Raw genomic sequence first — 19,428 nt, 5'->3', positions numbered from 1 at the left:
CCCGGGCGGCGGCGGGCGGCAGCGGCCGGCGGTGGTCAGCGGCGTTCCTGCCGCTGCTTGCACTCGACGCAGAGCGTGGCCCGGGGGAACGCCTGCATCCGCGCCTTGCCGATGGGCTTGCCGCAGTTCTCGCACACGCCGTACGTCCCGGCCTCCAGGCGGTCCAGGGCCCGCTCGGTCTGGTAGAGCATCTCGCGGGCGTTCTCCGCCAGGGCCATCTCGTGCTCGCGCGTGATGTTCTTCGTTCCCGTGTCGGCCTGGTCGTCCCCGGCTCCGTCGGCCGAGTCCCGCATCAGGCCGTTGAGGGCCTCCTCCGCGGCGTGGATCTCCACACGCAGCCGCTCGGACTCCGAGGACAGCTCCGTGCGCGCCTCCTCCACCTCCTGCTCGGTCCAGGGCTCCTCTCCGGGCCGTACGACCAGCTCGTCGGGGGCGGCGGTGGCCGCGGCCGTACGAGCCGGGGGGACCGGGGCGGCGTGCCCGGCGGCCCGCGCTCCCGTCGTGGACTTCTTGGCAACCACCGTCTCGGCTCCTGTCTTCCTGCCGGCCGCCCTTCCGGCGCCCGTGCTCTCCGCCGCCCTCTTCGCGGCGGACTTCCCTCCGGAGTGCTTCTTCCCCGCGCTCTCGGTGTCCCCGTCGCCCGCGGCGGCCTCGGGGTCCGCGGCTCGCGCCCTCCTCGCTGCGGGTTCCCTCGCCACCACGGCCACGACCCCTTCACATATTGTGATCTTGTGTATGAATCGTGACCGGAACGATAAATCGGCGCCGACTGTGCGGCAACAGGGCACGCCGGGCCGCTCCCGCTTCCCGGGCGCGGCGCCGCACCCTCGCGAAGCGTTCTGCCCTGCGCCGCGGGCGGAAAACCGGTCAGCCCCCATTGGGAGGCACCCTTACACTTGGGCTGAGCGAGAGGCGTCGAAGGGGACGAGTAGCGTCCGTATGCGGCCACGAGCGACCCGGGGACGGTGTGAGCCCGGGGGCGAGCGCGGCGTGAAGATCACCCCGGAGCCGCCGGAAGAAAGCCCCCGCGCACGTGCGGCCACGGCACGCGGTGCGACGGGCGGTGAGTAGAACCGGCATCGCCGCACCAATGAGAGGGCGGTGGACCCGTACCCGCGTACGTGTCCGGCGCCAAGGAGGGTGGTACCGCGGGCACCGGCGCCGACTGGCGGCGGTCTCGTCCCTCCGGCGGAAGTCACCACGTCCGTTGGAGGAAGCTCACCATGAGCCCGCAGCCCCCGCCCCGGTACCGTCCGGTGCCCGCCCAGGTCGACCTGCCCGCCCTGGAGCGCGCCGTACTGGACTTCTGGCGCGAGAACAAGGTCTTCGCCCGCGGCCTGGAACAGTCCGAGGGCCGCCCCGAGTGGGTGTTCTACGAGGGTCCGCCGACCGCGAACGGCATGCCCGGCGCCCACCACATCGAGGCCCGCGTCTTCAAGGACGTCTTCCCCCGCTTCCGCACCATGCGCGGCTACCACGTGGCGCGCAAGGCCGGCTGGGACTGCCACGGGCTGCCCGTGGAGCTGGCGGTGGAGAAGGAGCTGGGCTTCAACGGCAAGCAGGACATCGAGGCCTACGGCATCGCGGAGTTCAACGCCAGGTGCCGCGAGTCGGTGACCCGGCACACCGACGCGTTCGCCGAGCTGACGACCCGGATGGGTTACTGGGTCGACATGGACGACGCCTACCGGACGATGGACCCGGCCTACATCGAGTCCGTGTGGTGGTCGCTGAAGGAGATCTTCGGCAAGGGCCTGCTCGTCCAGGACCACCGCGTGGCGCCTTGGTGCCCGCGCTGCGGCACCGGCCTGTCCGACCACGAGCTGGCGCAGGGCTACGAGACCGTCGTGGACCCCTCGGTCTACGTCCGCCTCCCGCTGACCTCCGGCCCGCTGGCCGGCGAGGCCTCGCTGCTGGTGTGGACGACCACGCCCTGGACGCTGGTGTCCAACACCGCCGTGGCCGCCCACCCCGACGTCACCTACGCGGTGGCCACCGACGGCACCGAGAAGCTGGTGGTGGCCGAGCCGCTGCTGGCCAAGGCCCTCGGAGAGGGCTGGAGCGCGACCGGGCAGACCTTCACCGGCCGCGAGATGGAGCGCTGGGCCTACCGCCGCCCGTTCGACCTGGTGGAGATCGAGGGCGCCCACTTCGTCCTGAACGCCGGGTACGTCACCACCGAGGACGGCACCGGTCTGGTCCACCAGTCCCCCGCCTTCGGCGAGGACGACCTGCTCACCTGCCGGGCCTACGGGCTCCCGGTGGTCAACCCCGTCCGGCCCGACGGCACCTTCGAGGAGGGCCTGGAGCTGGTGGGCGGGCAGTTCTTCAAGAAGGCCGACGAAGCGCTGGTCGCCGACCTCGACGCCCGTGGCCTGCTCTTCCGCCACCTGCCCTACGAGCACAGCTACCCGCACTGCTGGCGCTGCCACACCGCGCTGCTCTACTACGCCCAGCCGTCCTGGTACATCCGCACCACCGCGATCAAGGACGAGCTGCTGCGGGAGAACGAGCGGACCAACTGGTTCCCGGAGTCGGTCAAGCACGGCCGCTACGGCGACTGGCTGGACAACAACATCGACTGGGCCCTGTCCCGCAACCGCTACTGGGGCACCCCGCTGCCCATCTGGCGCTGCGAGGAGGGCCACCTCACATGCGTCGGCTCGCTGGTGGAGCTGTCGGAGCTGACCGGCACCGACCAGTCCGGCCTGGACCCGCACCGCCCGTACATCGACGACGTCGTCTTCGGCTGCACCGCCGAGGGCTGCTCGCTGACGGCCGTCCGCGTCCCGGAGGTCATCGACGCCTGGTACGACTCGGGCTCGATGCCCTTCGCCCAGTGGGGCTACCCGTACCGCAACAAGGATGTCTTCGAGAAGCGCTACCCGGCGCAGTTCATCTCCGAGGCCATCGACCAGACCCGCGGCTGGTTCTACACGCTGATGGCGGTCGGCACGCTCGTCTTCGACCGCTCCTCCTACGAGAACGTGGTCTGCCTGGGCCACATCCTCGCTGAGGACGGCCGCAAGATGTCCAAGCACCTGGGCAACATCCTGGAGCCCATCCCGCTGATGGACCGGCACGGCGCGGACGCGGTGCGCTGGTTCATGGCCGCCGGCGGCTCCCCGTGGAGCGCGCGGCGCGTCGGCCACGGCACGATCCAGGAGGTCGTCCGCAAGACCCTGCTGACCTACTGGAACACCGTCGCCTTCCAGGCCCTGTACGCCCGCACCTCCGGCTGGGCGCCGTCCCGGTCCGACCCGGCTCCCGCCGACCGCCCGCTGCTGGACCGCTGGCTGCTGAGCGAACTGCACGCCCTGGTCGACCAGTGCACCCAGGCCATGGAGGCCTACGACACACAGCGCACGGGCAAGCTGCTGTCCACCTTCGTGGACGATCTGTCCAACTGGTACGTGCGCCGCTCCCGGCGCCGCTTCTGGCAGGGCGACGCGGCGGCGCTGCGCACCCTGCACGACGTACTGGAGACCGTCACCCGGCTGATGGCCCCGCTGGTGCCGTTCATCACCGAGCGGGTCTGGCAGGACCTGGTCGTCCCCGTTACCCCCGGAGCGCCGGACTCCGTGCACCTGGCCGACTGGCCCGAGGCCGATCTGTCCGCCGTCGACCCGGACCTGTCCCGCGACATGCTGCTGGTGCGGCGGCTGGTGGAGCTGGGCCGGGCCACGCGCGCGGAGTCGGGGGTCAAGACCCGGCAGCCGCTGTCCCGCGCACTGCTGGCGGCGCAGGGCTTCGAACTGCTCAGCGACGATCTGCGCGAGCAGATCGCCGAGGAGCTGAACGTCACCTCGCTCGCCTCCCTGTCCGAGGTCGGCGGCTCCCTGGTGGACACCACCGCCAAGGCCAACTTCCGGGCGCTGGGCCGGCGGTTCGGCAAGCGCACCCAGCCGGTCGCCAAGGCCATCGCCGAGGCGGACGCGGCGGCCCTGTCGGCGGCGCTGCGCGCCGGTACGGCGGCGGTGGAGGTGGACGGCGAGACCATCGCCCTCTCCCCGGAGGAGGTCATCATCACCGAGACCCCGCGCGAGGGCTGGTCTGTGGCCTCCGATGCCGGCGCCACGGTCGCCCTGGACCTGGAGATCACCCCGGAGTTGCGGCGGGCGGGACTCGCCCGTGACGCGATCCGGCTGATCCAGGAGGCCCGCAAGAACAGCGGCCTGGACGTGGCCGACCGGATCGCCCTGCGGTGGAGGTCGGACGACGAGGAGGTCGCGCGCGCACTGGCCGAGCACCAGTCCCTGATCTCGGACGAGGTCCTGGCGACGGACTGCGCGGAGGGCGCGGGGGACGACTCCTTCGGCGAGCCGTTCGAGGACGAGTCGCTGTCCCTGGTCTTCCGGCTGCGCCGCGTGTAGCCGTCCGGCCGTCACCGGTGCCCCGGACCGTCCGCCGGCCCGGGGCACCGGTGTGCCCGGCCGGGCGTCCGCCCCGGGCCAAGAGGCCGGAGGAGACGGAGACACGGCAGAGGGCCGGGCCCGGGATCTTCGATCCCGGGCCCGGCCCTCTGCGATATGCCGATCCGATTCACCCGCCGCCTACGGCGGCTGCGTCAGTTGTCGTCCTCGTCGATGAGGAAGCCGCGCATCGGCGAGGGCGCCTGCTGCATCGGCTGCGGACCCTGCGGCCGTACGGGGGCCATCGGCTGGGTCATCGCCGGTGACATCTGCTGCTGCCCGCCGTAGGTCTGACCACCACCCTGGTTGTGGCCGCTGTGACCACCGTGGTGGCCGCCGCCCGGACCGCCCATGGACTGGTGGCCGCCCATGGTGCCGCCACCCGGTGCGCCCGCCGATGCCATCGAGGGGGACGGCGGCAGCGAGGCCGTGGCCGGGGTGCGCGGCGGGGCCAGGGAGTCGTCGGCCTGGTTCTCCAGCTGACGGAGCTGGCTCTCCAGGTACGACTTCAGGCGGGTGCGGTACTCGCGCTCGAAGCCGCGCAGGTCCTCGACCTTGCGCTCCAGCGTGGCGCGGGCGGACTCCAGCGAGCCCATCGCGACGCGGTGCTTCTCCTGTGCGTCCCGCTCCAGCGCGTCGGCCTTGGCGCGGGCGTCCCGCTCCAGGCCCTCGGCACGGCTGCGCGCCTCACCGACGATCTTGTTGGCCTCCGAACGGGCCTCCGCGATCGCCTGGTCGGCGGTCTGCTGCGCCAGCGACAGCACACGGGCCGCGCTGTCACCGCCCGGCCCCTGGCCCTGCTGGTGCATGCCCGGACCGCCGGGACCACCGTGGCCGCCCATCGGACCGGGACCGCCCGGGCCACCCGGGCCGCCCGGACCACCGGGGCCCATCGGACCGGGGCCCATGGGGCCGCCCTGCGGGCCGTGCCCGCCGGGACCTGCCGGCAGCTGCGGCGCACCGCCGGGCAGCTGGGGCGGACCGCCCATCTGCCCCGGCGGGACCGGCTGCGGTCCCGATATGGCGGCGGGGACGGGACCCGGCCGTTCCTGCTGCTGCTGGGGCTCGGGTTTGCGCATGCCCTGCTGCTGGTTCTGCGCGGCGGCCCGCGTCGCGGCGGCCAGCTTGGCGCGCAGATCCTCGTTCTCCCGGAGCAGGCGCGTCAGTTCGGCCTCGACCTCGTCGAGGAAGGCATCAACCTCGTCCTCGTCGTAGCCCTCTCGCAGGCGGACGGTTGTGAACTGCTTGTTCCGCACGTCCTCGGGGGTCAGCGGCATCTCTTCACCTCAACGTAAGTCATCGGCATATCGGCAAGACCGTATCGCTCACAGCCTGGCCACGACACTGATCAGGATGTAGACGATGATCATCAGTACGAAGAAGGACAGGTCGAGCGCCACGCCCCCGAAGCGCAGCGGCGGTATGAACCTCCGCAGTAGCTTGAGTGGCGGATCAGTGACAGTGTAGGTGGCCTCCAGGACGACCACCATCGCCTTGCCGGGCTGCCATGAGCGGGCGAACATGAAGACGTAGTCCATCACCAGGCGGAAGATCAGTACGACCAGGAAGACCTGCAGCACAATGAGGACCACCTGCTGTACGACGCCCATCGTGCGCTTCCCTCTCCCCTTTGGTCGCGTCCGGCCCGTCGGCCGGCCCGTCCGGTTGCACTGACTCTCAGCTCTGGTTGAAGAACCCGCCCTCTGCGATGCGGGCCTTGTCCTCCGCCGTGACATCGACGTTAGCAGGAGACAGGAGGAAGACCTTCTGTGTCACCCGCTCGATACTCCCGTGGAGACCGAACACCAGACCTGCCGCGAAGTCGACAAGACGCTTCGCGTCCGTGTCGTCCATCTCGGTCAGATTCATGATCACCGGAGTGCCCTCCCGGAAGTGTTCCCCGATGGTACGGGCTTCGTTGTACGTCCGGGGGTGCAGCGTGGTGATCCGGTAGGGCTCCCTCTCGGACACGACCTTGGGCATGATCACCGGTGCGTTCTTCTCCAGGTTCTGGCGTTCGGGTGTGATGGATGACACGGGGGCAATCCTCCCGTGCCGTCCGTTTTCGGAAGCGAGCGCGGGCACCTGCTCCCGCTCCCGGTGGGCAGGGGGGTGGACGACCCGCACCGGCTCCTCGGGCTCCTGCTCCCCATCGGGCTTCGCCGCGGGAGCCGCCGCGGGCTGGTGCGTCTGGTGCCGCCGGTCCCTGTCGGGCTCCGGCTCGGGCTCGAACTCGTCGTCGGGGTCGAACCCCGGGCCGTCGTACCCATCGTCCTCCACGAGGCCGAGGTAGACCGCCATCTTGCGCATCGCGCCGGCCATTCTCTGCGTCCTCCGCTCTGTGGTGGTTCCCCGGCCATCGGCGGGGAGGCCCCGTCTCCTGCCTGCGGCGGGGAGACCCCATTCTGCCTCCGGTGCCTCCGACGGGGAGGCCCCCGAACCCAAGACTCCGTCACCGGTGCCCATGAGCTCACGCGGTCATCCACACTGGGCGGGAATGACCATATTTTCTGCTGTGGTCCGACCTGCTTGGCGACGTTACCGGAGCCCGGGTCGTACTCCGAGTACCGCACTGCCGATACGCACATGTGTCGCCCCGGCGGCCACCGCCTCCTCCAGGTCCCCGCTCATCCCCGCCGAGACCATGTCCGCGCCGGGATGGTCCGCCCGCAGGGCGGTTGAGATCTCCCTCAACCGCTCGAAGGCGGCCTGCGGTCTCCCGGCGTACGGTCCGGACAGAGGCGCGACCGTCATCACGCCCGCGAGCCGGAGGCCGGGGGCCGCGGCCACCTCGTCGGCCAACTCCCCCACCTCCTGCGGCGTCGCGCCGCCGCGCCCTCCGGCCGCACCCGCCTCCCGGTCGAGCGCGACCTGCAGCAGGCAGCCGATCCTCCTGCCCTCGCGCTCGGCCGCCGAGGAGAGCGCGCCGACCAGCCGGGGCCGGTCGACCGAGTGGACGAAGTCGGCGTAGCGGGCCACGGACCGGACCTTGTTGGTCTGCAACTGCCCCACGAAGTGCCAGGTGAGGGGGAGGTCCACGCAGGCCTCGGCCTTGGGCGCCGCCTCCTGGTCCCGGTTCTCCGCCACGTGCCTCACCCCGAGCCCGGCCAGCAGCCGCACATCGTCGGCGGGGCGGGTCTTGGTGACGACGACCAGGGTCACGTCCTCGCGCGCGCGCCCCGCGGTGACACAAGCGCGGGTGATGCGCTCCTCCACCCGGGCGAGGTTGGCGGCCAGTTCGGCCCTGCGGTCGGTGCCGCTGCCGGTTCTGCGGTCGGTCACGCGACGGCCTCCCCGTCAGTCTCTCCCGCTCCGCCTGCGGGAGCCTCCAGCCACACATAGCCGGCCAGCCGTCCGGTGGTCCTCTCCCGGCGGTACGAGTAGTGGTCCGGGGACTCCATCGTGCAGACCGGCTGCGCCGGCGGCTCCGGCACTCCGAGCCGGGCCAGTTGGGCACGTACCCCGGCCGCGACGTCGACCGCCGCGGTGCCCCGCCTCGTGGTGGCGTACGCCTCGGGTACCGCGGCCGCGACCTCCTCGCGCATCCGCTCCGGCACCTCGTAGCAGCCCCCGCACACCGAGGGGCCGATGCGGACGGCCGTGCGGGCCGGGTCCGCGCCCAGGGAGCCCATCGCCTCGACCACCGCCGGGACGACCCCGGCGACCAGCCCCGGCCGCCCGGCGTGTGCGGCTCCCACCACCCCGGCCACGGGGTCGGCGAGGAGGACGGGGACACAGTCGGCGGTCAGCACGGCCAGGGCCAGGCCCCGGCGGGCGGTCACGACCGCGTCCACGCACGGCGCGTCGCCGCCGCGCCACGGCCCGGTGACGACGGCCGCGTCGCGCCCGTGCACCTGGTTCATCCAGACCACCGCGGCCGGGTCGAGGCCGAGCGCCCTCGCCGCCAGTCCCCGGTTGGCCCTCACCGCGCCGGGGTCGTCACCGACCGCGCCGCCGAGGTTGAGTTCGTCATACGGAGCGGCGCTCACCCCGCCCCACCTGTCGGTGGTGGCGAAGTGCGCGCCGCTGACGATGTCGTGCTGTGCTATCACGCTCGTGGTGCCTACTTGAGGAAGTCGGGCACGTCGAGTTCCTCGGCCGAACCGTCCTGGTAGGGACGGGCCGGGGGAACCTGCGGGGCCGCGGGCGTGCCGCTCTCGCCGGACAGCGGCGAGGGGGAGCCCGCGCCGTAGGCGGACGGGGAGTCCGCCAGCGGGACGGCCGGGGACGGCTCCTCCTCGCGCGGGGTGACCGATCCGAGCCCGCCGAAGGACGGGCGGTCGGGCTCGGAGGCCGCCGGGCGCGGAGCGGCCGGCGCCTCCTCCTTGCCTCCGGCGTACGAACCGAGCACCTTGTCACGGTTCTTGGCCGGCGGCTGCCCGCCGTCGAAACCGGCCGCGATGACGGTGACGCGGACCTCGTCGCCGAGGGCGTCGTCGATGACCGCGCCGAAGATGATGTTCGCCTCGGGGTGCGCGGCCTCGCTCACCAGCTGGGCCGCCTCGTTGATCTCGAACAGACCCAGGTCGGAGCCGCCGGAGATGGACAGCAGCACACCGCGGGCGCCGTCGATGGACGCCTCCAGCAGCGGCGAGGAGATCGCCATCTCGGCGGCGGCCACCGCGCGGTCGTCGCCGCGTGCCGAGCCGATGCCCATGAGCGCCGAACCGGCCTCGGACATCACGGACTTGACGTCCGCGAAGTCCAGGTTGATCAGGCCGGGTGTGGTGATGAGGTCGGTGATGCCCTGAACACCCGACAGCAGTACCTGGTCCGCGGACTTGAACGCGTCGAGCACGCTCACCTGACGGTCCGAGATGGACAGCAGCCGGTCGTTGGGGATGACGATGAGGGTGTCGACCTCGTCGCGCAGGGCCGCGATGCCGTCCTCGGCCTGGTTGGCCCGGCGGCGGCCCTCGAAGGTGAACGGGCGGGTGACGACGCCGATGGTGAGGGCGCCCAGAGAACGTGCGATGTTCGCGACGACGGGCGCGCCGCCGGTGCCGGTGCCGCCGCCCTCGCCGGCGGTGACGAAGACCATGTCGGCCCCCTTGAGGACCTCCTCGATCTCCTCCCGGTGGTCCTCGGCTGCCTTGCGGCCGACATCGGGGTTGGCGCCGGCACCGAGGCCGCGGGTGAGCTCGCGGCCGACGTCGAGCTTGACGTCGGCGTCGCTCATCAGCAGGGCCTGTGCGTCGGTGTTGATCGCGATGAACTCGACGCCCTTGAGACCGACCTCGATCATCCGGTTGATGGCGTTGACGCCGCCGCCGCCGATACCGACGACCTTGATGACTGCGAGGTAGTTCTGCGGTGCTGCCACGTCGAAGGCCTCTCGCCTCGAGTTACGTGTCGCCGCTCCACGATGGTTGCGGTGCGCCGACCTATGCCGAGTGGGACGGTTCGGACGCCGACCCGAACCCTAACGTTCAAGTTTAGGGTTACCAATGCCTGTCGTTCCTCGGATTCTTTGGAACGGACACTAGGTCGACAAGTGGTTCGCGTTCAACGAACACGCCGAACCTCCCGTTTTTCCTCTCACCCTATGTGATCAGGCAACGCGGTAGCCAACCAGGGTGCTGGCCTGCACATACGTACGTCAACTCCCTGACGCGGCAGGTGCGCCCGGAACACTCACGTCGAATCTCTCCGCGCCGTCGGCGGCTTTCATCAGCAGGGTGAGTGATCTGGCCTTCGCGTCGCTGTCCTCGCCGCTCCCCCACACCACCGTGCGCCCGCCGCTCATCTCCAGGGTGATGGAGTCGTAGGAGCGGACCCGTACGGTCCGGGTGTCGCGGCGCACCCGCTCGGGGAGGGCCGCGGCGACCCCGACCGCCTCCTGGCGCATCCTCCCGGGCCCGAAGCGGTGCCCGCTGGGGGATCCGGCGAGGTCCAGCGCGAGAAGGGGGACGCCCGCGGGCCGTTCGGCGACCGTGCCGAACAGCACCCCCTCGTCGTCCACCTCGGCATAGCGCCGCCCCCTCGTGCCGTCCTCGTCTCCCCCGCCTTCCCCGTTTCGCGCGTCCTGCACCATCACGACCACGGCTTTTCTCTCCCTGACGGTCAACTCCACGCCGTGCGGCCAGGAACGGGCCGCCTCCACGGAGTCGATCCGCGGCAGCGCCTCCAGCAGCCGCCGCTCCACCTCGCCGGGGTCGACCGAGACCAGGGGGTCGCCGAGGGGGATGCGGGCGGCGTCGAGGATCCGCCGCTCCGTCAGGGCTTCCTCGCCGGCGACCGTGACGCTCTCCACCCTCAGCCACGCGGAGCCGTAGAGCAGCCACAGGGCGAGACCGCCGACCAGCAGCGCCGGGCCGACGGCGAGGGCGAGCAGCAGACGGCGGCGTCCGCGGCCCTCCGGAGGACGGGGCGCGCGCGGGCGCCCGGGCCACCGGAGGGCCGGCGGGGCCGGGGACGGCCCCGAGCCCGCTCCCGGCCCGTGGGGGTCACGCTGGTCGCGGCCGCCTCGCCCGGCGGCCGCCGTCCGTCCGGCCACACTCCCTGCTCTCCCGCGCCCCGCCTGCGGCCTCAGCCCCGGCGGTGTGCCGCGATCGCCTCGTACACCATGCCGACCAGCAGTTCGTCGGCGTCCCGGCGCCCGAACTCGGCGGCGGCCCGCGACATGTCGTACAGCCGGTGCGGGTCGGTGAGCACCGGCAGGACGTTGGACTGGATCCACTCCGGCGACAGCTCGGCGTCGTCGACGAGGAGTCCGCCCCCCGCCTTGACCACCGGCTGGGCGTTCAGCCGCTGTTCGCCGTTGCCGATCGGCAGCGGGACGTAGGCGGCCGGCAGTCCGACGGCGGACAGCTCGGCGACCGTCATCGCGCCCGCACGGCAGAGCATCATGTCGGCCGCGGCGTACGCCAGGTCCATGCGGTCCAGGTACGGCACCGGGACGTAGGGCGGCATCCCGGGCATGTTGTCCACCTGCGGCAGCTCGTTCTTCGGGCCGACCGCGTGCAGGATCTGGACACCGGAGCGCTGGAGGTTCGGGGCGATGGCCTGGACGACCTCGTTGAGCCGCCGGGCGCCCTGGGAGCCGCCGGTGACCAGCAGGGTGGGCAGGCCGGGGTCGAGCCCGAAGGCGGCCCGCCCCTCGGCGCGCATCGCCGCCCGGTCCAGGGTGGCGATGGAGCGGCGCAGCGGGATCCCGACGTAGCGGGCGTTGCGCAGCTTGCTGTCCGGGGTGGAGACGGCCACGTAGTCGGTGTATCGGGAGCCGATCTTGTTGGCCAGGCCCGGGCGGGCGTTGGCCTCGTGGATGACGATCGGCACCCTGAGCCGCTTGGCCGCGAGGTAGCCGGGCAGCGCCACGTAGCCGCCGAAGCCGACCACGCAGTCGGCCTTGGTCCGCTCCAGGACCTGCTCCGCGGCCTTGATGGTGCCGCGCAGCCTCCCCGGCACGGTGATCAGCTCGGGAGTGGGTTTGCGCGGCAGGGGCACGGCCGGGATCAGCTCCAGGTCGTAGCCCCTCTCCGGGACGAGCCGGGTCTCGAGTCCGCGCTCCGTGCCGAGTGCCGTGATCCCCACGGTCGGGTCCTGCCTGCGCAGGGCGTCCGCGAGGGCGAGCGCGGGCTCGATGTGGCCGGCGGTCCCCCCACCGGCGAGTACGACATGCACCGAATTTCACCGCTCTCCGGACGGGCGCCGTACGGCACTCCGTCCCATCGTCTTCCTTCTCACCCCAGCCAGCTTCTTTCTCACAGCAGGCTGCCGCATGGCCAGTGCCGCCTTCGCGGCGGGTTCCGATCTCGCGGCGGAGATCAGCAGCCCGACGGCGAACATCGTCGGCAGCAGGGCGGAACCTCCGTAGGAGAACAGCGGGAGCGGGACGCCGGCGATCGGCAGCAGACCGAGCACCGCACCGATGTTGACCACGGCCTGGGCCGTGATCCAGGTGGTCACACCTCCCGCGGCGTACCTGACGAAGGGGTCCTCCGTGCGTCCGGCCACGCGGATACCCGCATAGCCTAGAGCGGCGAAAAGGGCGAGCACCGGCAGCGTCCCCGCCAGGCCGAGTTCCTCCCCGGTCACGGCGAAGATGAAGTCGGTGTGCGGTTCGGGCAGTTGTCCCCATTTCTCCATGCTGTCGCCCAGTCCCGAACCGAACCATCCGCCCGACGCCAGGGCGTAGATGCCGTGGACGGCCTGCCAGCACTGGTCGTTCGGACCGGGATCGGTGGCGCCCAGGCAGGCGAACCGGGCCATCCGGTTGCCGCTGGTCGCGATCAGGAGGGTGCCCAGCACCCCGGCGACGGCGAGCACCCCGGCGAACAGCCGCAGCGGCGCACCGGCCAGCCAGAGCAGACCGACGAGGATCGCGGCGAGGATCAGCGAGGTGCCCATGTCCCGGCCCAGCATGATCAGGCCGAGCAGCAGGAAGGCCACGGGGACGAGCGGCACCAGCATGTGCTTCCACTGGTTCAGCAGCCGCCTGTCGCCCTTGCGCGCCAGCAGGTCCGCCCCCCACAGCACCAGGGCGAGTTTGGCGAACTCGCTGGGCTGGAACTGGAAGGGGCCGCCGAGCTGGATCCAGTTCTGGTTGCCCTTGACCTCCTGCCCGATCCCCGGCACCTGGACCAGGCAGAGCAGGAAGACGGAGGCCGCCAGCAGCGGGTACGCCAGCCCTCGCTGGAGGGCCACCGGCATCCGGGCGGCCGCCAGCAGCAGGACGCCGCCCAGAACGGCGGCCAGCAGTTGTTTGCGGAAGTAGTAGGCGGAGGACAGCCCGGAGCCCAGCGCCTCGATCTGCGAGGCAGAGAAGACCATCACCAGGCCGAGGCCGAGGAGCATCAGGCTGCCGCCGAGGATCAGGTAGTAGGCGGTCAGCGGCCGGTCCCAGGCGCGCTTCGCCCGCAGGTACAGCCCGCGCGCCCGTTCGGCGGCGCGGCGCGGGCCGCGGGCGGGGCGCGCGGGGGCGCTGCGGGGCGCCCGGGGCGCGGCGGCGGGACGGGGGGCGCGGGAAGCACTCGGGCGCGCCGTACGGGGGCCGGGACGGGAGCGCTGGGCCTCGCGCAGCATGGTTCCGTGCCCCGGTGGCTTCCACCCGGCCGTACCCGCCGCCGCCCGGACGGGCCCGGTCGGCGCGGCGGTGGCAGCCGCCGGGAAGCGGCCCGCCAGACCGGCCGCGGCCACGCCTGCCCCGGCCGACCGGAACGCCGCACAGAGGGCGGCCACGGCCGCGAAAACCGCCGTCCGGGCCCGCACCCCCGCCCGGTGCCCGTCAGGGCGCGGGGCGGGACCGGTTCCGGCGTGCGGACGCGCCACCGCGGGCGGTACGGGTCGCTCGGCCGTCATCCGTCCCCTCCTGTCTCCCCGGCCGCCGGTCCGCGGCGCGGGGACCGGCGGGTTATCGCTCCCGCGCCGCGGGGCGGTCCGCGGCCAGGTCGCGGACCGCGGCGGCGAAGGCCTCCCCGCGCGCGTGGTAGTTGGTGAACATGTCCATCGAGGCGCAGGCCGGAGCCAGCAGGACGGTGTCCCCCGGGCGGGCCAGTCCGGCGGCCTCGCCGACCGCCGCCGCCATCGCCCCAGTGTCGGTCCGGTCGAGATCGACGACCGGGACATCCGGGGCGTGTCGCGCCAGCGCTTCACGGATCAGGTGCCGGTCCGCGCCGATCAGCACCGCCCCGCGCAGCCGCTTCGCGGCCCCGGCGGCCAGTTCGTCGAAGACGGCTCCCTTAGCCAGCCCTCCGGCGATCCACACCACCGGGTCGTAGGCGTTCAGCGACGCCTCGGCGGCGTGGGTGTTGGTGGCCTTGGAGTCGTCGACGTAGGCCACCTCCCCCACGTCGGCGACATGCTCGATTCGGTGCGGGTCGGGCCGGAAGGCCCGCAGGCCGTCGCGTACCGCCGCCGGCCCCACGCCGAAGGCGCGGGCCAGGGCCGCGGCGGCCAGGGCGTTGGCGATGTTGTGCGGGGCGGGCGGGTCGACGTCCGCGACCCCGGCCAGCTCGCGGGCCTGCCTGTGCCGGTCGGGGACGAAGGCCCGGTCCACCAGTACGCCGTCCACGACGCCGAGTTGGGACGGAGCGGGGGCGCCGAGGGTGAAGCCGATCGCCCGGCAGCCCTCCACCACGTCGGCGCGGCGCACCAGTTCCTCGGTGAGGGGGTCGGCGGTGTTGTAGACGCAGGCGACCTCGTTGCCCTCGTAGATGCGGCCCTTGTCGGCGGCGTACGCCTCCATCGAGCCGTGCCAGTCGAGGTGGTCGGGCGCCAGGTTGAGCACCGCGGCCGAGTGGGGGCGCACCGAGGAGGACCAGTGGAGCTGGTAGCTGGACAGCTCCACCGCGAGCACGTCGTACGGTTCGCCGCCCAGGACCGCGTCCAGCAGCGAGACGCCGATGTTGCCGACCGCCGCGGTGCGCAGTCCGGCGGCCTCCAGGATGGAGGCGAGCATCCGCACCGTGGTGGTCTTGCCGTTGGTGCCGGTGACGGCCAGCCAGGGCGCGGCGCCGGGGCCGCGCAGCCGCCAGGCCAGCTCCACGTCGCCCCACACCGGTACGCCCGCGGCCCCGGCCGCCGCGAACAGCGGCTTGTCCGGCCGCCAGCCGGGCGTGGTGACGACAAGTTCGGTGCCCTCGGGCAGGGTGGCCCCGTCGCCGAGGCGCACCGCGGCTCCCAGCTCCTCCAGCTCGGCGGCCTGCAGCCGGGCGCGTTCGTCGTCGCCGTCGTTGACGACCGTCACCTCCGCTCCCAGGGACCGCAGTACGCGCGCGGCGGGGATCCCGGAGACGCCGAGGCCGGCGACGGTGACGTGCTTCCCGGCGAACTCCTCGCCGACGGGGCCGCGCGTCATTTCCCGGCCGCCCAGCCGGCGTAGAACAGACCGATTCCTACGATCACGCACATGCCCTGGATGATCCAGAAGCGGACCACGACCAGCACTTCGCTCCAGCCCTTGAGTTCGAAGTGGTGCTGGAGCGGCGCCATTCTGAAGACCCGCTTGCCCGTCAGCCGGAACGAGCCGACCTGGATGACGACGGACATGGTGATGAGGACGAACAGACCGCCGAGCAGGGCGAGCAGCAGCTCGGTGCGGGAGACGATGGCCAGGCCGGCCAGCGCGCCGCCCAGGGCCAGCGAGCCGGTGTCGCCCATGAAGATCTTGGCGGGCGAGGTGTTCCACCACAGGAAGCCGAAGCAGGCGCCCATCAGGGCCGAGGCGACGACCGCCAGGTCCAGCGGGTCGCGCACCTCGAAGCAGCTCGGGCTGCCGGTAATGGCGCAGGAGTCCTGGTGCTGCCACACCCCGATGAAGGTGTAGGCGCCGAAGACCATCACCGAGGCGCCGGTGGCCAGGCCGTCGAGGCCGTCGGTGAGGTTCACGCCGTTGGACATCGCCAGGATCATGAACAGCGCCCAGATCACGAAGAGCACCGGCCCGATCGACCAGCCGAAGTCCTGGATGAAGGAGAGCTTGGTGGACGCCGGGGTCTGGCCGCGTGCGTCGGCGAAGTTCAGCGACAGGACCGCGAAGGCGATGCCGACGATGAGCTGGCCGAGCATCTTGGCCTTGGCCCGCAGGCCCAGGCTGCGCTGCTTGACGATCTTGATGTAGTCGTCGAGGAAGCCGACCAGGCCCATGCCGGCCATCAGGAAGAGCACCAGCACACCGGAGAACGACGGCTGCTCGCCGGTGATGACCTTGGTGAGCGCGTAGGCGATCAGCGTCGCCAGGATGAAGGCGATGCCGCCCATGGTGGGGGTGCCGCGCTTGCTGTGGTGGTCCCGCGGGCCGTCGTCGCGGATGTACTGCCCGTAGCCCTTGCGGGCCAGCAGTTTGATCAGCAGCGGAGTGCCGATCAGGGTCAGGAAGAGCCCGATGACCCCGGAGAAGAGGATCTGCCTCATCATCGGCCGGCGACCTCTCCCCTGCCATCGGCGGAAAGGCCCCTGCCCTCGACCAGCGCGAGCGCCAGCTGCTCCAGGCCGGCCGACCTGGAGGCCTTCACCAGCACGACATCCCCCGGCCGCAGATCGTCGCGCAACAGGTCGATTGCCGCCTGCGCGTCGGACACGTGCACCGACTCCTCACCCCACGAACCCTCGTTCTTGGCGCCCATGTCGATCCAGCGGGCCTCCCGGCCGCCGACCGCCACGAGCTTGCTGACGTTGAGCCGGACGGCCATCCGTCCGACCGCGTCGTGCTCGGCGAGCGACTCCTCGCCGAGCTCGGCCATCTCGCCGAGCACCGCCCACGTGCGACGTCCCTTGCCCATGGCTGCGAGTGCGCGGAGCGCGGCCCGCACGGATTCGGGGTTCGCGTTGTAGGCGTCGTTGACGACGGTCACGCCGTCCGAGCGCTCGGTGACCTCCATCCGCCAGCGGGAGAGCGTGCCGGCCTCGGAGAGCGCGGTGGCGATCCCGTCGGCGGGCATGCCCAACTCGTGGGCTACGGCGGCCGCGGCGAGCGCGTTCGACACGTGGTGCTCACCGTACAGGCGCATGGTCACATCGCTGCACCCGGTGGGGGTGTGGAGGGTGAAGGCGGGCTGCCCCTTCGGTGTGAGACGGACATTCTCGGCACGGATGTCGGCTTCCTCGGCCTCTCCGAAGAGCAGGACGCGTGCCTCGGTGCGGGCGCGCATGGCGCGCACCAGGGGGTCGTCGGCGTTGAGGACGGCCACGCCGCCCTCGTCCGCCGCCGGGAGGGACTCCACCAGCTCGCCCTTGGCCCGGGCGATCTGCTCCCGGCCGCCGAACTCGCCGATGTGCGCGGACCCGACGTTGAGGACCACGCCGATGCGCGGCGGGGTCAGTCCGGTCAGGTAGCGGATGTGGCCGATGCCGCGGGCGCCCATCTCCAGCACGAGGTGGCGGGTGCCCTCCTCGGCGCTCAGCGCGGTCAGCGGCAGGCCGATCTCGTTGTTGAGCGAGCCGGGGGTGAAGACGGTCGGGCCCAGCCGCCGCAGGAGCTGGGCGATCAGGTCCTTGGTGCTGGTCTTGCCGGCGGAACCGGTGAGGGCGACGACGGTGGTGCCCAGATGCCGCACCACATGGCGGGCCAGGGCCCCCAGGGCGGTCTCCACGTCGTCCACGACGATCGCGGGCACGCCGACGGGCCGGGCGGCCAGCACTGCCGCCGCGCCGTCCGCGACGGCGCGGGCGGCGAAGTCGTGGCCGTCCACCCGGGCCCCGCCGAAGGCGACGAAGAGCGCGCCCGGGCGCACCTCCCGGGAGTCCTTGACCACGGGGCCGGTGACGGTCGGCTCCGGGTCCGGTATGTCGTGGACCCGGCCGGAGACGATGCCGGCGATCTCTGCGGGAGTCATCGGGATCACGGCGCGCTCTCCCCGGTGTCCCCGTCGCCCCCGACGTCCCGCCGGGCGGCCATCGCCTGCTCGACGGCCTCGCGCAGCACCTCGCGGTCGTCGAAGGGGCGGACCACCCCGGCGATGTCCTGGCCCACCTCGTGGCCCTTGCCGGCCACCAGCACCGTGTCCCCGGGCTCGGCCCGGGCGACGGCCGCCGCGATGGCGGCGGCCCGGTCCTCCTCCAGCAGCACGGTGCCGCGCTCGTGGACGGGGACCTCGGCCGCTCCCGCGAGCATGGCGGCGAGAATGGCCAGCGGATCCTCCGAGCGCGGGTTGTCTGAGGTCAGGACGGCGGTGTCGGCCAGCCGGGCCAGCGCCGCGCCCATGGCGGGGCGTTTGTGCGGGTCGCGGTCGCCGCCGCAGCCGAGCACCGCGTGCACCCGGCCCTCGGTGACCTTGCGCAGGGCACGCAGTACGGAGTCGACGGCGTCGGGCTTGTGCGCGTAGTCCACGACCGCCAGGTACGGCTGGCCGGCGTCCACGCGCTCCAGACGGCCCGGCACGCCGGGTACCGCCGCGACGCCCTCGGCCGCGGTCTTCAGGTCGACCCCGGCGGCGACCAGGGCGGTGATGGCCGCGAGCGCGTTGGCGACGTTGAACGGGCCGGGCAGGGGGGCACTGGCGCGGACCGTCTCGCCGTCCGGCCCGATGACGGTGAAGGTGGAGCCGAGCGGGCCGATCTCCACGTCGTCCGCGCGCCAGTCGGCGTCCGGGTGGCCCTCGGCGGAGAAGGTGGTGACGGGGACCTCGCTGACGCCGGCGGCCAGCCGCTGCCCGTACTCGTCGTCGATGTTGACCACACCGGCGCGGGAGCGGGCCTTGGTGAACAGCTGCGCCTTCGCCCGGAAGTAGTCCTCCATGTCCGGGTGGAAGTCCAGGTGCTCGGGGCTGAGGTTGTTGAAGACGGCGATGTCGAAGACGCAGCCGTCCACCCGGCCCAGCACCAGCGCGTGGCTGGAGACCTCCATGGCCACTGAGCGCACCCCGCGCTCGCGCATCACGGCGAACAGCGCCTGGAGCTCGGTGGCCTCGGGGGTGGTGCGCTCGGACTTGATCCGCTCGTCGCCGATGCGGGACTCGACCGTGCCGATCAGCCCGGTCGGCTCGCCTTCCTTCGCCGCCGCGCGCAGCCCGCCCTCGATGAGGTAGGCGGTGGTGGTCTTGCCGGAGGTGCCGGTGATGCCGATCTGCAGCAGGTCCCGGCCCGGATCGCCGTAGATGGCGGCGGCCAGGTCGCCCGTCACCTCGCGCGGCTCGGCCACCGTCAGCACCGGCAGACCGGTGGCGGCGGCCCGCTCGGTGCCCGTGGGGTCGGTGAGCACCGCGACGGCGCCCAGGCGGGCCGCCTGGACGGCGAAGTCCGCGCCGTGGAAGCGGGCGCCCGGACGGGCGATGTAGATGTCGCCGGGGCGTACGGCGCGCGAGTCGTGGGTGATGCCGGTGACGGCCGCGTCGCCCTCGGGGGCCGCGACCCCCAGCCGCCGGGCCAGCTCCGCCAGCGGCACGGGACGGACCCGCTCCGGGCGGGGCGGGGCGGGCAGGGATGGGGTCTGATCAGCGTGTGGCACGGCGGTGAGCGTACCCGCCGTGCCGGGCCCGCCGCGAAGCGAGGGGCCGGGTGTGCCGGGCGCGCCGCCGGTGGCACCGGGGCTGTTGCGGGGGAGGTCGTCGATGGTTCTCACGGTCGCTTTCCGATCGGT

At 72.6% G+C, this 19,428-nt stretch carries 14 protein-coding genes and 1 pseudogene; 1 reads left to right on the top strand and 14 read right to left on the bottom strand.

The annotated features are described in order from the left end of the window. Positions 1–35: 35 nt before the first annotated feature. Positions 36–780 (bottom strand): annotated as a pseudogene (locus IQ279_RS27685) (TraR/DksA family transcriptional regulator). Between the two features lie 443 nt (positions 781–1,223). Between IQ279_RS27685 and ileS the strand changes: the two are divergent. Beyond that, a complete protein-coding gene (ileS, locus tag IQ279_RS01705; RefSeq protein ID WP_206346439.1) occupies positions 1,224–4,373 on the top strand; it encodes an isoleucine--tRNA ligase in 3,150 nt (1,049 codons plus the stop codon). A 194-nt stretch (positions 4,374–4,567) separates the two neighbouring features. On the opposite strand, the gene IQ279_RS01700 is transcribed toward ileS, so the two are convergent. The 13 genes from IQ279_RS01700 to IQ279_RS01640 form a co-directional block, all read right to left on the bottom strand. Continuing rightward, entirely contained in the window at positions 4,568–5,689 is a 1,122-nt protein-coding gene (locus IQ279_RS01700; RefSeq protein ID WP_206346438.1) for a DivIVA domain-containing protein, read from the bottom strand. Positions 5,690–5,737: 48 nt separating this feature from the next. Continuing rightward, complete coding sequence (locus IQ279_RS01695; RefSeq protein ID WP_093655225.1) at positions 5,738–6,022, bottom strand: YggT family protein; 285 nt, start codon at positions 6,020–6,022, stop codon at positions 5,738–5,740. A 67-nt stretch (positions 6,023–6,089) separates the two neighbouring features. Beyond that, positions 6,090–6,734, bottom strand: coding sequence for a cell division protein SepF (locus IQ279_RS01690; RefSeq protein ID WP_206346437.1), 645 nt, complete (start codon positions 6,732–6,734; stop codon positions 6,090–6,092). A 216-nt stretch (positions 6,735–6,950) separates the two neighbouring features. Then, entirely contained in the window at positions 6,951–7,694 is a 744-nt protein-coding gene (locus IQ279_RS01685) for a YggS family pyridoxal phosphate-dependent enzyme (RefSeq protein ID WP_206346436.1), read from the bottom strand. After that, positions 7,691–8,464, bottom strand: a complete 774-nt coding sequence (pgeF, locus tag IQ279_RS01680) for a peptidoglycan editing factor PgeF (protein ID WP_206346435.1) — start codon at positions 8,462–8,464, stop codon at positions 7,691–7,693. The genes IQ279_RS01685 and pgeF overlap by 4 nt, the downstream gene beginning before the upstream one ends. Before the next feature lie 11 nt (positions 8,465–8,475). Continuing rightward, entirely contained in the window at positions 8,476–9,735 is a 1,260-nt protein-coding gene (gene ftsZ, locus IQ279_RS01675; RefSeq protein WP_206346434.1) for a cell division protein FtsZ, read from the bottom strand. Between the two features lie 276 nt (positions 9,736–10,011). Beyond that, complete coding sequence (locus IQ279_RS01670) at positions 10,012–10,908, bottom strand: cell division protein FtsQ/DivIB (RefSeq protein WP_206346433.1); 897 nt, start codon at positions 10,906–10,908, stop codon at positions 10,012–10,014. A 32-nt stretch (positions 10,909–10,940) separates the two neighbouring features. Next, positions 10,941–12,035 (bottom strand): undecaprenyldiphospho-muramoylpentapeptide beta-N-acetylglucosaminyltransferase, encoded by a 1,095-nt coding sequence (murG, locus tag IQ279_RS01665; RefSeq protein ID WP_206346432.1) that lies wholly within the window; start codon positions 12,033–12,035, stop codon positions 10,941–10,943. Positions 12,036–12,041: 6 nt separating this feature from the next. After that, positions 12,042–13,436, bottom strand: coding sequence for a putative lipid II flippase FtsW (gene ftsW / locus IQ279_RS01660; protein WP_206346431.1), 1,395 nt, complete (start codon positions 13,434–13,436; stop codon positions 12,042–12,044). A gap of 328 nt (positions 13,437–13,764) precedes the next feature. Beyond that, positions 13,765–15,210, bottom strand: coding sequence for a UDP-N-acetylmuramoyl-L-alanine--D-glutamate ligase (murD, locus tag IQ279_RS01655; protein WP_206346430.1), 1,446 nt, complete (start codon positions 15,208–15,210; stop codon positions 13,765–13,767). After that, positions 15,207–16,265 carry a phospho-N-acetylmuramoyl-pentapeptide-transferase gene (mraY, locus tag IQ279_RS01650; RefSeq protein ID WP_206346659.1) on the bottom strand — a complete coding sequence of 353 codons (1,059 nt, stop codon included), beginning with the start codon at positions 16,263–16,265 and terminating at the stop codon, positions 15,207–15,209. The genes murD and mraY overlap by 4 nt, the downstream gene beginning before the upstream one ends. Beyond that, positions 16,265–17,686 (bottom strand): UDP-N-acetylmuramoyl-tripeptide--D-alanyl-D-alanine ligase, encoded by a 1,422-nt coding sequence (locus IQ279_RS01645; protein ID WP_241027475.1) that lies wholly within the window; start codon positions 17,684–17,686, stop codon positions 16,265–16,267. Before IQ279_RS01645 ends, mraY begins: the two co-directional genes overlap by 1 nt. A 5-nt stretch (positions 17,687–17,691) precedes the next feature. Next, positions 17,692–19,401: a UDP-N-acetylmuramoyl-L-alanyl-D-glutamate--2,6-diaminopimelate ligase gene (locus IQ279_RS01640; RefSeq protein WP_206346658.1), complete on the bottom strand. Its 1,710-nt coding sequence runs from the start codon at positions 19,399–19,401 to the stop codon at positions 17,692–17,694. Positions 19,402–19,428 lie beyond the last annotated feature (27 nt).

It is taken from the genome of Streptomyces verrucosisporus, assembly GCF_017114865.1.
GTDB classification, from domain to species: domain Bacteria; phylum Actinomycetota; class Actinomycetes; order Streptomycetales; family Streptomycetaceae; genus Streptomyces; species Streptomyces fenghuangensis.
The sequence above is the reverse complement of the archived record's forward strand: the minus strand, read 5'-3'. Positions and strand labels throughout refer to the sequence as shown.

Bases quoted from the DNA above. Each gene is read 5' to 3' on its own strand.
- IQ279_RS01645 (WP_241027475.1), bottom strand. From the start codon at position 17,686: ATGACTCCCGCAGAGATCGCCGGCATCGTCTCCGGCCGGGTCCACGAC.
- mraY (WP_206346659.1), bottom strand. From the start codon at position 16,265: ATGAGGCAGATCCTCTTCTCCGGGGTCATCGGGCTCTTCCTGACCCTG.
- IQ279_RS01700 (WP_206346438.1), bottom strand. From the start codon at position 5,689: ATGCCGCTGACCCCCGAGGACGTGCGGAACAAGCAGTTCACAACCGTC.
- murD (WP_206346430.1), bottom strand. From the start codon at position 15,210: ATGACGCGCGGCCCCGTCGGCGAGGAGTTCGCCGGGAAGCACGTCACC.
- IQ279_RS01695 (WP_093655225.1), bottom strand. From the start codon at position 6,022: ATGGGCGTCGTACAGCAGGTGGTCCTCATTGTGCTGCAGGTCTTCCTG.
- ileS (WP_206346439.1), top strand. From the start codon at position 1,224: ATGAGCCCGCAGCCCCCGCCCCGGTACCGTCCGGTGCCCGCCCAGGTC.
- IQ279_RS01690 (WP_206346437.1), bottom strand. From the start codon at position 6,734: ATGGCCGGCGCGATGCGCAAGATGGCGGTCTACCTCGGCCTCGTGGAG.
- ftsW (WP_206346431.1), bottom strand. From the start codon at position 13,436: ATGCTGCGCGAGGCCCAGCGCTCCCGTCCCGGCCCCCGTACGGCGCGC.